At 64.7% G+C, this 15,077-nt stretch carries 15 protein-coding genes; 3 read left to right on the top strand and 12 right to left on the bottom strand.

Features of this window, described 5'->3' with window-relative positions:
- Positions 1-4: 4 nt before the first annotated feature.
- From P6U27_RS23770 to P6U27_RS23715, 12 genes are all read right to left on the bottom strand, one after another.
- Positions 5-508 (bottom strand): tripartite tricarboxylate transporter TctB family protein, encoded by a 504-nt coding sequence (locus P6U27_RS23770; RefSeq protein ID WP_122404166.1) that lies wholly within the window; start codon positions 506-508, stop codon positions 5-7.
- A 75-nt stretch (positions 509-583) separates the two neighbouring features.
- The gene (locus P6U27_RS23765) at positions 584-1,576 is read right to left on the bottom strand and encodes a tripartite tricarboxylate transporter substrate binding protein (RefSeq protein WP_122404165.1); all 993 of its coding nucleotides are present in this window, start codon (positions 1,574-1,576) and stop codon (positions 584-586) included.
- A 130-nt stretch (positions 1,577-1,706) separates the two neighbouring features.
- Positions 1,707-2,480: a DUF3298 and DUF4163 domain-containing protein gene (locus P6U27_RS23760; RefSeq protein ID WP_209294350.1), complete on the bottom strand. Its 774-nt coding sequence runs from the start codon at positions 2,478-2,480 to the stop codon at positions 1,707-1,709.
- Between the two features lie 32 nt (positions 2,481-2,512).
- Complete coding sequence (locus P6U27_RS23755) at positions 2,513-2,809, bottom strand: nucleotidyltransferase family protein (RefSeq protein ID WP_122404164.1); 297 nt, start codon at positions 2,807-2,809, stop codon at positions 2,513-2,515.
- 37 nt (positions 2,810-2,846) lie between these two features.
- Complete coding sequence (gene scpA / locus P6U27_RS23750; RefSeq protein WP_122406757.1) at positions 2,847-5,003, bottom strand: methylmalonyl-CoA mutase; 2,157 nt, start codon at positions 5,001-5,003, stop codon at positions 2,847-2,849.
- Between the two features lie 23 nt (positions 5,004-5,026).
- Positions 5,027-5,491 carry a GFA family protein gene (locus tag P6U27_RS23745; RefSeq protein WP_122404163.1) on the bottom strand — a complete coding sequence of 155 codons (465 nt, stop codon included), beginning with the start codon at positions 5,489-5,491 and terminating at the stop codon, positions 5,027-5,029.
- Positions 5,488-7,359 carry a methylmalonyl-CoA mutase family protein gene (locus P6U27_RS23740; protein ID WP_122404162.1) on the bottom strand — a complete coding sequence of 624 codons (1,872 nt, stop codon included), beginning with the start codon at positions 7,357-7,359 and terminating at the stop codon, positions 5,488-5,490. The genes P6U27_RS23745 and P6U27_RS23740 overlap by 4 nt, the downstream gene beginning before the upstream one ends.
- 81 nt (positions 7,360-7,440) lie before the next feature.
- The gene (folK, locus tag P6U27_RS23735) at positions 7,441-7,932 is read right to left on the bottom strand and encodes a 2-amino-4-hydroxy-6-hydroxymethyldihydropteridine diphosphokinase (protein WP_122404161.1); all 492 of its coding nucleotides are present in this window, start codon (positions 7,930-7,932) and stop codon (positions 7,441-7,443) included.
- Between the two features lies 1 nt (position 7,933).
- Positions 7,934-8,302 (bottom strand): dihydroneopterin aldolase, encoded by a 369-nt coding sequence (folB, locus tag P6U27_RS23730; protein ID WP_018315750.1) that lies wholly within the window; start codon positions 8,300-8,302, stop codon positions 7,934-7,936.
- Positions 8,299-9,159: a dihydropteroate synthase gene (gene folP, locus P6U27_RS23725; protein ID WP_122404160.1), complete on the bottom strand. Its 861-nt coding sequence runs from the start codon at positions 9,157-9,159 to the stop codon at positions 8,299-8,301. Before folP ends, folB begins: the two co-directional genes overlap by 4 nt.
- A gap of 192 nt (positions 9,160-9,351) precedes the next feature.
- Entirely contained in the window at positions 9,352-9,759 is a 408-nt protein-coding gene (locus tag P6U27_RS23720) for a DUF4332 domain-containing protein (protein WP_122404159.1), read from the bottom strand.
- Positions 9,760-9,784: 25 nt separating this feature from the next.
- Positions 9,785-10,150, bottom strand: coding sequence for a DUF2267 domain-containing protein (locus tag P6U27_RS23715; protein WP_122404158.1), 366 nt, complete (start codon positions 10,148-10,150; stop codon positions 9,785-9,787).
- A 349-nt stretch (positions 10,151-10,499) separates the two neighbouring features.
- On the opposite strand from P6U27_RS23715, the gene P6U27_RS23710 reads away from it, so the two are divergent.
- The 3 genes from P6U27_RS23710 (at position 10,500) to P6U27_RS23700 (ending at position 15,040) form a co-directional block, all read left to right on the top strand.
- A complete protein-coding gene (locus tag P6U27_RS23710) occupies positions 10,500-12,119 on the top strand; it encodes a helicase HerA-like domain-containing protein (protein ID WP_122404157.1) in 1,620 nt (539 codons plus the stop codon).
- 173 nt (positions 12,120-12,292) lie between these two features.
- Positions 12,293-13,621: a glycosyltransferase family 87 protein gene (locus P6U27_RS23705; RefSeq protein ID WP_162500362.1), complete on the top strand. Its 1,329-nt coding sequence runs from the start codon at positions 12,293-12,295 to the stop codon at positions 13,619-13,621.
- A gap of 24 nt (positions 13,622-13,645) precedes the next feature.
- The gene (locus P6U27_RS23700) at positions 13,646-15,040 is read left to right on the top strand and encodes a M20/M25/M40 family metallo-hydrolase (RefSeq protein ID WP_122404155.1); all 1,395 of its coding nucleotides are present in this window, start codon (positions 13,646-13,648) and stop codon (positions 15,038-15,040) included.
- The last annotated feature ends 37 nt before the right edge of the window (positions 15,041-15,077 follow it).

Below are 15,077 nucleotides of genomic sequence, written 5' to 3'. Positions count from 1 at the left end.
GGGATTACCAGGGCGTCGGCAACAGGCCGGCGGGCAGCGGCACGCGCAAGAGCTTGCCGAAGATGAGGTGGATGGCGAAGGGCGAGAGCGCCGCGAGCGGCAGCGCCAGCTTCCATTTCGCCCCGAGCGCGGTCGAGGTGACGTAGACCATGATCGCCGCGGTGATGATGAAGCCGAGCCGGTCGGCGGCCAAGACGTAGAACAGCAGCAGTGCCGGCGGCAGCAAGGCGCGCAGGCCGTAGAGCTTGCCTGGGAGTTTTCCTTGCGGCGGCGGGGCGGCTGCCTGGCCGTCCTCGAGCGGGACGAGCTCTTCCTCTTCCTCGAAGGAATGACCGACGCCGAACACGATCGCGAGCCCGCAGAGTGCGAGGCCCATGCCAATCAGCAGCGGAAACACGTTGGGGCCGACCGGCTGGCCCGGCACCGGCGGCAGGATCCAGCCACCGTAGGCAGCTGCAGCGCCGAGCACGACGAGAAACGATCCCGTGACGGAGTCGGGAAGACGCATGGGAGGGGTCCTATGGGAGGTGCGGTCCCTCTCCCCGCTTGCGGGGAGAGGCGATCAGAGCGTCGCAGGTGCGGATCACGCCTTGCTCAATCCGGCCGCCTTCATCGCTTCGCCCATCTGGGCGTCGCCCTTGTCCATGAAGCCGGCGAAGTGAGCGGCATCGCCCCAAACGGTACCGAAGCCGCGATTGCTCATGAAGTCCTTGAACTCGGCGGAGTCGTAGACCTTCCTCAGTGCCGCGGTGAGCTTGGTTGCGATCTCCGGCGGCAGGTTCTTGGGCGCGCCGATGCCGCGCCAGGCGCCGGTCGCGTAGTCGATGCCCATCGCCTCCTTCAGCGTCGGCACATCCTTGAAGATCGGGTTGCGCGCAGGCGCCATGATGGCGAGGCTCTTGGCCTTGCCCGCCTCGATGATGGCGCGCGCTTCGGGCACCGAGCAGGTGGTGAGGTCGAGGCCGCCGGCGGCGAGATCCTGCATCGCGGGCGCCGCGCCGTTCGACGGCACCCAGGCGACCTGGTTGGCGGGCAGCCCCATGGCCTGCATCCAGCCGACCAATGCGAGATGCCAAATGCCGCCCTGGCCAGTGCCGGAAGCCTTGAACTTGCCGGGAGGCGCCGCCTTGATCGCATCGGCGAGCTCCTTGACCGTCTTGTAGGGCGAGGAGGAGGAGACCTGGATGCCGGGGGGATCCTCGTTCATCAGCGCCAGGGGGGTGTAGCTCCTTGGCGTCAGGTCGGTCAGGCCCTGCCAGTGCATCATCGAGATTTCGACCGTGAGCATGCCGATGGTGTAGCCGTCGGGCTGCGCGGTCGCGATCGCGCTATGGCCGACGACGCCGGAGCCGCCGGTGCGGTTGACCACGTTGAAGGGCTGGCCGAGGTCCTTCTCCAGTAGCGCCGCGACGATGCGCGCGGTGGCATCGGTGCCGCCGCCCGCGCCCCAGGGCACGATCACGGTGACCGGACGCGCCGGATAGGCTTGTGCAAGGGCCGGCCTGAAGCCGAATGCGGCGGATGCTGCAACTGCAGCGGTCGAGGCCGCAAACGCGCGGCGCGAAATCTTGGACATGAATGCCTCCCAGCGGCGCCCGTGACGTCGGGCGCTCTTCTCAACAGCGGCATTCTAGTCGGCTTTGCGGCGGGGCCGCAAGGTAGCGCTACCAACGCGTTGTGAGCAACGCGCGCCGGCTCAAGGCTGATTACTGCCCTTCGTCCCCGTCGGTCTTCGGCCGCTGGCCGCCGAAAATTCGCAGACCTTCCGGCGAGAGATGGGGCTTCAAGGCTTCCCACGGAACGAAAGCGCCGTATGCGCCCTCGACATAGGGGCCGACGGCATAGGGTGGATAGTAGAACTTGAGGCCGGCGCTCTTTCCGATCTCGGTTGACGGCGCGAGGGTCACTGCGCCGATCTTCAAGAGGCTTGGCTTGATATTCTTGACCCAATCGTCGCCGTCCACGTCGGGCACATCACGCTTCTTCTTCTCGATCCTGAGCGAGGCGATCACGGCCTTCATCATCGCCTTCATGGTCGGGCCGTTGTCGGCGGTTTCGTTGAAGAATGGGCGGATCGAGCTGCGCTTGTTCTCGGTTCTGTCCCACAAGATCGTGTTGGTGTCGGAATTGGGATGCGCGCCGAGAGTGTCCGTATACTCGGACCTGACGATGCTGACATAGCGGCCGCCGACCACCGAATCGACGGTGTAGTTGCGCTCGAATTCCCAGGCGCGATCCCTGAAGAGCTCCGGGTCGGTCTTGCGCGTGGCCGCCGCTTCCGCCGCGCTCTTGTCGAGCCAGTTTCTCCCCTCAGCGAGGCAATCGGCCGCGAGGGCAGGATCGGCCCTGATCGTGTCGTCGAGCAGGACGCGCGCCGCGATGTTCTTGGTCTTGAGGACGGCATCGGGCTTGGGATCGGCGGCGAGGGCGGAAAACACGCACGTTGCGCCAAGCGCCAGGGCGACGCTCAAACCGGTCATGAACTTCAAGGATTGTGCTCCTCGCGTGAGCGTCAGAATATTTCCAGAATGTCGTCTGCGCTGTGTGGCGCAAAGCGGGGCGACATCGAGCGGCGAACGGTTGCCTGCGCACGCAAACCGGTCGCGTCCTCGATGATGTGTTCGACATCGATCAGGTTTAGTAGCGAGAAAGTGGTCTCAGGTTCGACCTCGACCAGAATGTCGATATCGCTGGCGGCGCGGTAGTCTTCGCCTGCCCGCGAGCCGAGAATGGCAAGCTTCGAGACGCCCTTGCCTTTGATGGCGTCGGCGTTCTTGCGTATCGCCGCGATGATTTCGTCGCGTGTCATGGACACAATCTGGCCGGCTACACGGCCAGTCCATCATCTACTCCGCTGCCTCGCTATGGCCGAGCCGGGCATTCAGCTTGCGGATCAGCTCCTCGGCCGCATCCGCGATCACCGTGCCGGGTGGGAAGATGGCCTCGGCGCCGGCCGCGTAGAGCGCATCGTAATCCTGCGGCGGCACTACCCCGCCGACGATGATCATGATGTCGTCGCGGCCCTGCTTCTTCAGCGCGGCCTTCAATTCCGGCACCGCGGTAAGGTGGGCGGCGGCGAGCGAGGAGACTCCGAGGATGTGGACGTCGTTCTCGACGGCCTGCCGTGCGGCTTCGTCAGCGGTGGCAAACAACGGCCCGATGTCGACGTCGAAGCCGATATCGGCAAATGCCGACGCGATCACCTTCTGGCCCCGATCGTGGCCGTCCTGGCCGATCTTGGCGACCAGGATGCGCGGGCGGCGGCCTTCCGCCTCCTCGAACGCGTCGATCAGCGCCTGAACCTTCTCGACCCGGTTGCCCATGCTGGACGCCTCCCGTTTGTAGACGCCGGTGATGGACTTGATCTCGGCGCGGTGGCGGCCGAACACCTTTTCCATCGCGTCCGAAATTTCGCCGACGGTCGCCTTGGCGCGTGCCGCGTTGATCGCGAGCGCGAGCAGATTGCCATTGCCTTCACCGGCCGAGCGCGTCAGCGCGGCGAGCGCGGCATCGACGTCCTTCTGGTTGCGTTCGGCTTTCAGCCGCTGGAGCTTGTCGATCTGAAGCCGGCGGACATTGGTGTTGTCGACCTTCAGGATCTCGATTTTGTCCTCGTCGGTCGGCCTGTACTTGTTGACGCCGATCACCGCCTGCTTGCCGGCATCGATGCGGGCTTGCGTCTTGGCCGAGGCCTCCTCGATGCGCAGTTTTGGCACGCCGGCTTCGATGGCTTTTGCCATGCCGCCGAGCTCCTCGACCTCCTGGATGTGGCCCCACGCCTTGGCCGCGAGGTCGCGCGTCAGCCGCTCGACATAGTACGAGCCGCCCCAGGGATCGATGATGCGGGTGGTGCCGCTCTCTTGTTGCAGGAACAGCTGGGTGTTGCGGGCGATGCGCGCCGAGAAGTCGGTCGGCAAGGCCAGCGCTTCGTCAAGCGCATTGGTGTGCAGCGACTGCGTGTGGCCTTGGGTGGCCGCCATCGCTTCCACCGTGGTGCGCATCACATTGTTGAAGACGTCCTGCGCGGTCAGCGACCAGCCCGAGGTCTGGCTGTGCGTGCGCAGTGACAGCGACCGCGGGTCCTTCGGATTGAACGGCTTCAGCAGCTTCGCCCAGAGCAGCCGCGCCGCGCGCAGCTTGGCGACTTCCATGAAGAAGTTCATGCCGATCGCCCAGAAGAACGACAGCCGCGGCGCGAAACGGTCGACGTCGAGGCCGGCGGCAAGGCCGGCACGCAGATATTCGACGCCGTCGGCGAGCGTATAGGCAAGCTCGAGATCCTGCGTCGCGCCGGCCTCCTGCATGTGATAGCCGGAGATCGAGATCGAATTGTACTTCGGCATCTTTTGCGAGGTGTAGGCGAAGATGTCCGAGATGATCCGCATCGATGGCGCGGGCGGATAGATATAGGTGTTGCGCACCATGAACTCTTTCAGAATGTCGTTCTGAATGGTGCCAGAGAGCTTTTCCGGCGGTACGCCCTGTTCCTCGGCGGCCGCGACGTAGAGCGCGAGGATCGGCAGCACCGCGCCGTTCATGGTCATGGATACGCTCATCTGGTCGAGCGGAATGCCCGCGAACAGCGTGCGCATGTCGTAGATGGAATCGATGGCAACGCCGGCCATGCCGACGTCGCCGCCGACGCGCGGATGATCAGAGTCATAGCCGCGATGGGTGGCGAGATCGAAGGCGACCGAGAGGCCTTTCTGCCCCGCCGCGAGGTTGCGGCGGTAGAACGCGTTGGAATCCTCAGCCGTCGAGAAGCCGGCATATTGCCTGACGGTCCAGGGCTGGTTGACGTACATGGTCGGGTAGGGCCCGCGCAGGAACGGCGCGATGCCCGGATAGGTCTCGAGGAAATCGAGCCCGCCGAGATCCGCCTCGCCATAGACGGGCTTCACCAGAATGCCCTCGGGCGTCAGCCACGGCTCGGCGCTGCCGGCTGGCGCAGCGGGGGCGGTCCGGTCGAAGGCGACGTCGGCGAAATTGGGAATGCGGCTCATGGCTTCAACCATATCAAAAGCACTCAATCATGATCCGGATGCTGATAGCTGACGATGGTCGCCATCTTCTCCGGTCCGTAATTCTGCTGCGTGGTCTGGCTCGGCAGGTTGGCGATGCCGACCACCCAGCCGAGGCGGGATTCGGTGCCGAACTGCCGCGTCGGGATGACGCGGTCGGGGTGGTCGAAGGTACCGGTCATGATCTCGATCCGGTCGCCGTCGATGCGGCCAAAACTCAGTGGCGTGCCGCAGCCGGCGCAAAAGCCACGCTCGGCGATGGTGGAAGAGCGGAAGAACGAGGGCTGTCCCTTGGTCCAGGCAAAGTCCGTCTTGTTGATATCGGCAAAGGAGGCGAACGGCGCGCCGCTCGCCTTCTGGCACATCCGGCAATGGCAGATCGAAATCCTGGTCGGTGCCGTCATGACTGCAAAGCGCACGGCGCCGCATTGGCAGCCGCCGGTGAGAACGGGTTTGCCGGTTTCAGTCATGGCTGCTCCATCCGTCGATAGGCGTCTTGCAGCGTCGCAAGCGCGTCGCCTCCGGCGAAGACAAAGCCCGTGACGCCGGCCGCGCGCAGCGCCGCCTCGCCATCGGTCGGGCGGCCTGCCAGATAGATATGTCTGCTGCCCACCGTTTGCAGCGCCCGGGCGGCCGGTTCCGCCTGACCGGCATAGACCTTGTCGCTGGAACAGAGGCAGGCGAGCTCCGCGCCGGAGGCCTTGAAGGCGGCGGCCAGCTTGGCCGGATCGGTAAAGCCCTCGCTGTCGACGGCCTGGATGCCGCCGGCTTCGAAGAAGCTTTTGGCGAAGGTCGCGCGCGCCGTGAAATCGGCTGGCGTGCCGAGATTGGCCAGGAAAACCTTTGGCCGCGTGCCCCGCACCTTCAGCGCCGCGTCGGACTTGTCGCGCAGCGCCTCAAACGGTTCCGCCAGCCGGATCGGCGGCAGCGCCTCGAACTTGTATCGCTGTTCCCCATAGGGCGGAAGGACGATCGGCGTTGCCTTCAGTACGGTGGCTTCGCTCTCATGGAGATTCGGAAACTCGCTGGCACCGGTCAGCACGTCGCGGCGCTTTGCGATGTTGGCGGCGCGCGCCTTTCGCGCGCCCGCGACCTTGCTCTGGAACACGCCCTGCTGAAGCGCCGCGAAAGCGCCGCCGGCTGTCTCGCTCTCCTGGAACAGCGCCCAGGCCGCTTCGCACAGTTGCCCTGTCAGCGTCTCGATGCCGCCTGCGCCGGCTGCGGGATCGCTGACCTTGGCGAGGTTGCTTTCTTCCAGCAGCAGAAGCTGGGTATTGCGCGCCACGCGGCGCGCGAACGGATCGGGCAGGCCGAGCGCCAGCGTATGCGGCAGCACGGTGATCGCGTTGGCGCCGGCCAGTCCTGCCGCGAACGTTGCCATGGTCGCGCGCAGCATGTTCACGTAAGGATCGCGCTGCGTCAGCATGCGCCAGGCCGTATCGGCGGCGATGAACAGCGGCTTTGGCGCGAGCCCGCAAGCCGTCTCGATGCGCGCCCACAACAGCCGCAGCGCGCGGAATTTGGCCATGGTCAGGAACTGATCGGCATCCGCAGCAAGCCGCGCATAGACCATGCCCTGCGCCTGCTCGAGGGGGATGCCAGCGCCTTCGATGGCGCGTAAGTAAGCGACGCCGCAGGCAAGCACGAAGGCAAGCTCCTGCACTTCCGAACCACCGGCATCATGGATCACGCGCCCGTCGGCGGACGCAAACGGTCCCTTGAAACGGAGTGCGGCCAGGCCCCTGATGGCGCCGGTGATGGCCGGAACGATCTCGTCCCAGGTATAGGGGCTGTGGCCCCACGCTGCGGCGGCCGCGAGCGGATCGAGCCCGAAGCGGATGTTGCAGGCTGCGGGATCGAACCCCTTGCTCTCGACATATTCCGCGACATGGATCGCGGCCATGCGCGATTGCGGTCCGATCTCGAGCTCGATGCCGATCCCTGCGTCGAGATGTATCCCGCTCAACACCTTGGCAACGGCGTCGGCCGTAGGTTCCAGGCCAAATCCATGGGCCGCATTGCCGCCGGCGAACACCAGCGCGAGCCCCGTCGCGCCGTTCTCCAGATCCTGCAAGGCCTGCGCATTCGCGAGCGCCGTATCGGGATGGTCGATCCGCTGCATTATCTGCCACGGCGCCGCCGCCGGCCGGCCGACCACGGGCGCAACGCCCTTGGCGCGCGGATAGAGCGGATCGATCTTGAGGCCGTCATAGGTCTTGCCGACCAGCTTCTCGAACGGCGCGCCCTTCAGCACGCCGTCGACCAGCTTGCGCCAGTCCTCCACGGTGGCTTTGGGAAAATCCGCCGCCAGCGGCAGGTCGTCAGTCACGGAGGTCATGCGGCGATGGGCTCCCGAAAATCTTGTTATTCGCAGGCGAAATTGCCACGGCCGACCGTCCCTGCAAACGGTTGTTTTTGGTTAACCGGTATCCGGAAGCCGCTCAATGCCTTGCGTCGAGACGCTGGCGAGCCCGTCACGCACGCGAATGCCTGAGATGATGCGGTCGGGCGCGATTTCGGCCAGCGGCACCAGCACGAAGGCGCGCTCGAACAGGCGTGGATGCGGCAGCGTCAAATCCGGCTTCTGCAAACTGACGTCGTCATAGGCGATCATGTCGAGATCGAGCGTGCGCGGGCCCCAGCGCCGTTCCTTGGTCCGCGTGCGGCCGAATTTCTGCTCGACTTTCTGCAGCACGAACAACAGCGCGTGTGGATCGAGACTGGTCTCGATCTCGATGCAGGCGTTGATGAAGGGAGCCTGGTTCTCATCGCCCCAGGGCGGGGTCGTATAGTCCGACGAGCGCGCGATCAGCGCGGCCTGCGCCATGCCGCAGATATGCGCGATCGCCTTGGCGAAGGTCGCGCGGACATCGCCGACATTGCCGCCGAGTGCGATCAGCACGCTCGCCATATTACGGATGCCGAGAGCGGGTCAGCATGATGCCGACGTCGTCGAAGATCGCAGCGATCGGCGCGTGCGGCTTGTGCACGGTGACCTTCACCGCGCGGATGCGCGGGAAGTGCGACAGGATGGCATCGGCGACCGCGCCGGCGGCGCGCTCCAGCAGCTTGTAGTTGGTGTTCTTGAACGCCGCCGTCGTGGTCGCGACGACATCCGCGTAGGACACGGTGTCGGCGAGCCGGTCACTGCGCGACGGCTCCGACAGATCGGTGTAGAGTTCGAGGTCGATGACGAAACGCTGGCCGACCTCGGTTTCGTGATCCATCACGCCGTGGCGGGCATGGATCGACAGGCCGGTGACGAAGATCGTATCGGTCATTGCTTGCTCTCGATTGCATGCGCCACCCGCAGGGCCTGCAGGGTTTCGGCGACGTCATGGGTCCGGATGATCTTCGCACCGCGTTGCGCGGCGATCAGATGTGCCGCGATCGAGCCGGCGAGCCGCTCCGATGGCTCCGACGGCGACACCGAGGCGATGAAGCGTTTTCGCGAGGCACCAACGAGGATCGGCAGGCCGAACATGTCGAGTTCGCGCAAGCGCGCCAGGGCGATCATGCTCTGCTCGGCCGTCTTGCCGAAGCCGATGCCGGGATCGAGCACGATGCTCTCGCGCGCGATGCCGGCTTTTGCGGCGATGTCCAGCGAGCGCAGGAAGAATGCTTTCATGTCCGCGACGATATCGATGGCGGGATCGACACTGTCGCGGTTGTGCATGACGATGACGGGGACGCCCCTTGCGGCGATCAACGGCGCCATGTCGGCATCCCGTTGCAGGCCCCAGACGTCGTTGGCGATCGCCGCGCCCTGATCGAGCGCGAATTTCACCACCTCCGCTTTCATGCTGTCGATCGAAACGGGCACACCGAGCGCCACGACGCCAGCCAGCACCGGCTTCAGCCGCGCGAGCTCTTCCGCCGCCGTGACCGGCCGGGCGCCCTTGTAGGGCCGGGTGGACTCGGCGCCGACATCGATGATGTCGACACCATCGGCGATCATCGCCTGCGCCCGCGCGAGTGCCTGATCTGGTGCGATGAAGGCACCGCCGTCGGAGAATGAATCCGGGGTGATGTTGAGCACGCCCATCACTGCAGGAAGAGGCTGTTCCAGCAGCGTCCGCAGCACATCGGCCCCGGCCGAGCCGGCCGGCGGGACGGAAGGGGAGGGCGAGGCATTCATGCGGCCCGCTTTGCGCGGTTGGGAAGGGGGTGTCAAGACCAACACCCTCCCTGTCATTGCCCGCGAAGGCGGGCAATCCAGTATTCCGAGGCAGTGCGGTGATACGGAGGAGCCATGGCGTGCTGGATACCCGCCTTCGCGGGGTATGACACCGACAGCTAATGCTGCAGGTCGTGCGCCGAGACGTCCGGTCTAATACGTGATCTTCGGCGGCAGCTTCTTGGCCTTGGCGATGATGTCGCCGACCGACTTCTCCGACGGCAGGATGCGGACCAGCTTCTTCTTCTCGTTGGCTTCGCGCATGCTCTGCGCCAACCTTGCCGGATTTCGATAGGCGAGCTCGCGCACGGTGGTGACGCCGGCGGCGCGGACCAGACCGACCTTGGCCTTGCCCATGCCGGGAATGCGCATGTAGTCGGAGACGTTGGCCCACTCCAGCAGCGACTGCTCGCTGATTCCCGTCTTGGCGGAAAGCGCCTTGCGGCCCTTCACGGTCGAGGCCGCCTCGAGCAACGCGTCGGTTGTGCGGATTCCTTGCGCCTTCAACTTGTTGGCTGCAAAGGCAGGCAGGCCCTCAATCTCGGAGATCGGATATGTCATGATGCTCGATGTGAAATGCGTGCCTTCAGGCGAACTGGCTGAGGCCCGGCGTCCCCGCAATGATCTTGCCCATCTGATCCGCTCCGATTTCGTCGCGACCGTAGCGGAAAAGTTCACGGGCGACATTTTGAATCTCGGACATGCCGAGCCCCAGACCCATCAGGCGGGTGCCGACGGCCATCAGGCCGCCGCCCATCAGCCGCGACAGGCCGCCGCCGCTCCTGGATGCCTCGATCGCAGCTTCCGCTCCGGAGATTTGGTCGATCAGGGCCTGCACGCTGTCGGAAGGACCCTCACTGCGGAGGAAGCCCAGGATGATGCCGACGGTCTTTTCAGCGACAGCACCATCTATGCCGGCGCTTGCCGCCAGCCGTCCGATCAGCTCGTCCATAAGACCCGCCCCTCAGCCGGTTTACATGCCGGAGTATTGCTTTCGAAAAATGATCTTGAGCCGGTGTGATGTGAAATTCAAGCGATGAACGCACGCGCCGCCGCGATTCAGCTTCGAACGCGCGAAAGGTGTTGCAGTCGTGCAAGAGCCGAGGACGAATCGGCGATAATTTGCCGCGTTGCGAACGGCTCGTTCCCACTTTCGGCTTATGTCGATCGTTCTCGTCCGACAATGTCGCATGCTTGGGCGCGTTGAACGGTTTCAATCGGTGCACGAGATGCGTTAAACTACGGAACTGGTGCATTTGAGTTTCAATACGGGAAACTCGGCAGAGAGATCAGAGAGAATAATGACCGCACAGGACAGCAAGCTCGGCGATACCGACGAGAAGATCTTTGTCGGCAAGGGAGACGAGCAGGCTTGGCTGACGCTGGCGCTCGCCAATCGCCACGGCCTCGTCACGGGTGCAACTGGAACCGGTAAGACCGTATCGCTGCAAGTGATGGCAGAAGGATTTGCGCGCGCCGGTGTTCCGGTCTTCGCAGCCGACATCAAGGGCGATCTCTCCGGCATCTGCCAGGTCGGCGAACCCAAGGATTTCATCGTCAAGCGCGCCACCGAAATGGGGCTGTCATTCCAGCCCGATCAGTTCTCGACGGTGTTCTGGGACGTATTCGGCGAGCAGGGCCACCCGGTGCGCGCCACCGTCACGGAAATGGGGCCGCTTCTGCTCGCGCGCATGCTGGACCTGAACGATGTGCAGGAAGGCGTGCTCAACGTCGCGTTCCGCGTCGCCGACGACAACGGCCTGACTTTGATCGACATGAAGGACTTGCGGGCGCTGCTCGATGCCATCGTGCCCGACAGCGGAAAGAAGGGGGCGGATGCGGAAGAGGATCCGCTCGCCGCCATCCGCAAGGCCGCTCAGGGCTTCGGCAACGTCACCAAAGCGACCGTCGGCACCATCCAGCGCCAGCTTCTGGTGCTGGAGAACCAGGGCGGCACCAAATTCTTCGGCGAGCCGGCGCTGACGCTGAAGGACTTCATGAAGACCGACCGCGACGGACGCGGCATGGTCAACATCCTGGTCGCCGACAAGCTGCTCCAGAGCCCCAGGCTTTATGCGACGTTCCTGCTGTGGATGTTGTCGGAGCTGTTCGAGGAGCTGCCCGAAGCTGGCGATCTGCCCAAGCCGAAGCTCGTGTTCTTCTTCGACGAAGCGCATCTGTTGTTCAACGACGCGCCCAAGGCGCTGATGGACAAGATCGAGCAGGTGGTGCGTTTGATCCGATCCAAGGGTGTCGGCGTCTATTTCGTGACGCAAAACCCGATCGACGTGCCCGACCGCGTGCTCGGACAATTGGGCAACCGGGTGCAGCACGCGCTGCGCGCCTTCACCCCGCGCGACCAGAAGGCGGTCGCCGCTGCGGCGCAGACCTTCCGGCCCAACCCGAAGCTCGACACCGCGAAGGTGATCATGGAGCTCGGCAAGGGCGAGGCGCTGGTGTCCTTCCTCGAGGGCAACGGCACGCCTTCGATGGTGGAGCGGGTGATGATCCGGCCGCCGTCGGCCCGCATCGGACCGATCACGCCGGACGAGCGCAAGGCGATCATGGCTGCAAGCCCGGTGAAGGGCAAATATGACACCGCCGTCGATTCCGAGTCCGCCTACGAGATGATTCAGAAACGCATCGCCGCCACGGCGGCCACGGCGGACGCTCCGGCCGGCGGAGGCGGCGGCATCCTGGGCCAGATCGGCTCGATCGTCGGCACCATCTTCGGTACCAACGTCAAGCGGGGCCGTCTGTCGACCGGCCAGGTCATTGCGCGAGACGTGACGCGATCGGTCACCAATCAGGTGATCGGCGGACTGGCCGCCAATGTCGGCAAGTCGATTGGCGGCCAGCTCGGCGGCTCGATCGGCCGCACCCTGGTCCGCGGCGCGCTCGGCGGATTGCTGCGGCGATAGGCAGAGCGCCTGGTTTGAGGCAGTCGCCGTATCCGGTCATGAAGCTCTAGGACTTTGACCGTCGCCTGATATTTGCTCGTCCGAGCTACCACGGCGCACAATTTCAGGTGAGGGGCTCTGCAAGCCTTCGCCGGTCTGCTAGGTCCTGTGTCGTCGCCGTTCAGGACCACACCGTGAACCCGCCCGCCCAATTAGGCAAGCCTGACGCAGCCAGACGCCCGTCGCTGGGTGCGCCGCTGGATCTGCTTTTTCTGTTCTGCTGCGTCCTCCTGACCGCCGACGTGCTCGTCCCCGAGATTTTAGGGCACGGCAAGACCAAGGACTACTCGCTCTGGTACTGGGCCGGACAGCAGGTCCTGGAGGGTGGGCCGCTGTATCCTGCCACAGCCGTCGAGCATTTCGATTTCATCTATCCACCGCTGCCGGCAATCCTGTTGGCGATCCCGAGCTGGTTCGGCAAGATCCCGCTCTATGTCGTCCTGTCGATCTTGAACGCCGTGGCGTGGTGGTACACCGCGGCGTTCTCCCAGGTCATGACCGGCTCGGACCGCGCGCCGGGTCGTTGGCTCGAGGCGCTGCCGGTCGCCGTCACCGTGACCTTCGTGTTCGACATGTTCGACCTCGGCCAGCCGAACCTTCTCCTGCTGGCGATGATGCTCTACGGCTTCTGGAGCTTGCGGCATCAGCGATCGTGGCTGGCCGGCTTCATGTTCGCGCTCGCCGCCGCCATTAAGGTGTTCCCGATCGCCGTGCTGCCCTATCTGGCCTGGCGGCGCAAATGGGCGGCCCTGGTCAGCACGATCGTCTTCACCGGCATTCTTCTCTATGTCGTGCCGGCACCGATCCGCGGCTTCGAACGCAACGCGGCCGAGCTGGCGACCTGGTACCAGGGCATGGTCGGGACCAGCTCGGAAAAGGGCTTTGGCCAGCGTCGCGAGCAGAACTGGTCGTGGGTCAACCAGTCCCTCATTGCCGTCACGCATCGCCTGGTCCGGCCGATCAACTACAATCAGGACGATCCCAACAAGCCGCCGCGCACCATGAACGTGATCGACGTCGACTACAGGACGGCGAACTGGATCGTGCTTGCGCTGTCGGCGCTGCTCGGGCTCGGCTTCGTTGCGATCATGCCGCGGCAAGCGCGGCGGACGGCGCGCTCGGATGCCGAGGAGCTCGGCATCTTGTTCTGCCTCATGACGGTAGCCTCGCCCTTGGCCCGGCAATACTATTTCATGTGGCTGTACTTCCCGGTGACGGTGTTGATGCATCGCGCCGCATTCGACGAGCGAGCGCAGGTGCGCCTGGGAACCTGGCTCGCCCTGGGTGCCGCCGGCATCCTCATGCTGCTGTCATTGCCGTGGTTTCCGATCGCCTTCCAGGCTTGGGGCAACAACCTCGCTGCGACCGCGGTCCTCGCAGGGTGCCTCGCCTGGCACATCAGGCATCCGCCGCTTGCGGCTAGTCCCGAGGCCGCGCCGGCGCTAAAACCCGGGACCTCTTGAGCCCAACAACTTGGATTCGCAATCATGGCCAATGCGCAGCTCCAATCCGTGCTCGACCACATCGACAAGGATTTCGACAACAGCCTGGAGCGCCTGTTCTCGTTGTTGCGGATCAAGTCGATCTCGGCCGATCCGGCCTTTGCGGATGATTGTAAGGCCGCGGCCGAGCATCTCGCCAAGGACATCGCCAGTCTCGGTGTTGCCACCGAGGTGAGGCCGACCGCAGGCCATCCGGCCGTCGTCGGCAAGACCGGCGCGGGCGGACGGCCGCACGTGCTGTTCTACGGCCATTACGACGTGCAGCCGGTCGACCCGCTCGATCTCTGGCACCGTCCGCCGTTCGAGCCCGTCGTCACCGATCATGCCGATGGCCGCAAGATCATCGTCGCGCGCGGCGCCGAGGACGACAAGGGTCAGGTGATGACCTTCGTCGAAGCCTGCCGCGCCTGGAAGAAGGTGACGGGCTCACTGCCGATCGACATCACCTTCCTGATCGAAGGCGAGGAGGAGGTCGGCTCGAAGAATTTCGTGCCCTTCATCGAGGCCAACAAGGACGAGTTCAAGGCCGACTACGTGCTGGTCTGCGACACCGGCATGTGGAATCCCACCACGCCGGCGATCACGACCTCGCTGCGCGGCCTGCTCTATGAAGAGCTGAAGATCACCGCCGCCAATCGCGATTTGCATTCCGGTGTGTTCGGCGGCACCGCGATGAACCCGATCCGTCTGCTCACTAAAATTCTGGGCGGCCTGTTCGACGACGACAACCGCATCACCATCCCCGGCTTCTATGACGGGGTGAAGGATACGCCGCCCGACATCCTGGAGCAGTGGAAGAAGCTTGATTTCACGCCCGAGACCTTCCTCAAGCCGGTCGGGCTGTCGCTGCCGGCTGGCGAGAAGGGCAGGCTCCTGGTCGAGCAGGCCTCGACGCGTCCGACCTGCGACGTCAACGGCATCTGGGGCGGCTACATCGGCGAAGGCTCCAAGACGGTGATTCCCTCGCATGCCTCGGCCAAGGTCTCGTTCCGTCTGGTGCAGGGCCAGGACCCGCAAAAGATCCGCAAGGCTTTCCGTGATTACGTGACGGCGCGCATTCCCGGCGACTGCAAGGTCGAGTTCGGCGACCATTCCGCCGCGCCCGCAGTTGCGCTCGACTGGACCATGAAGCCGCTCGCTGCCGCCAGCAAGGCGCTGGCCGACGAGTGGGGCAAGGAGACCGTGCTGATGGGATCGGGCGCCTCGATCCCGATCGTCGCCGACTTCAAGCGCACGCTCGGCCTCGACTCGCTGCTGGTGGGCTTTGGCCTCGACGACGACAACATCCACTCACCAAACGAGAAATACGACCTGCGGAGCTTCCAGAAAGGCATCCGCTCCTGGGCCCGCATCCTCGCCGCGCTGGCGGAGGTGAAGTGACCGCGTAGCGCGCCCCGGAATGACGGGCGTGATGAAC

The sequence above is a fragment of the Bradyrhizobium sp. STM 3566 genome, from assembly GCF_045571445.1.
GTDB lineage: Bacteria > Pseudomonadota > Alphaproteobacteria > Rhizobiales > Xanthobacteraceae > Bradyrhizobium > Bradyrhizobium vignae.
The sequence above is the reverse complement of the archived record's forward strand: the minus strand, read 5'-3'. Positions and strand labels throughout refer to the sequence as shown.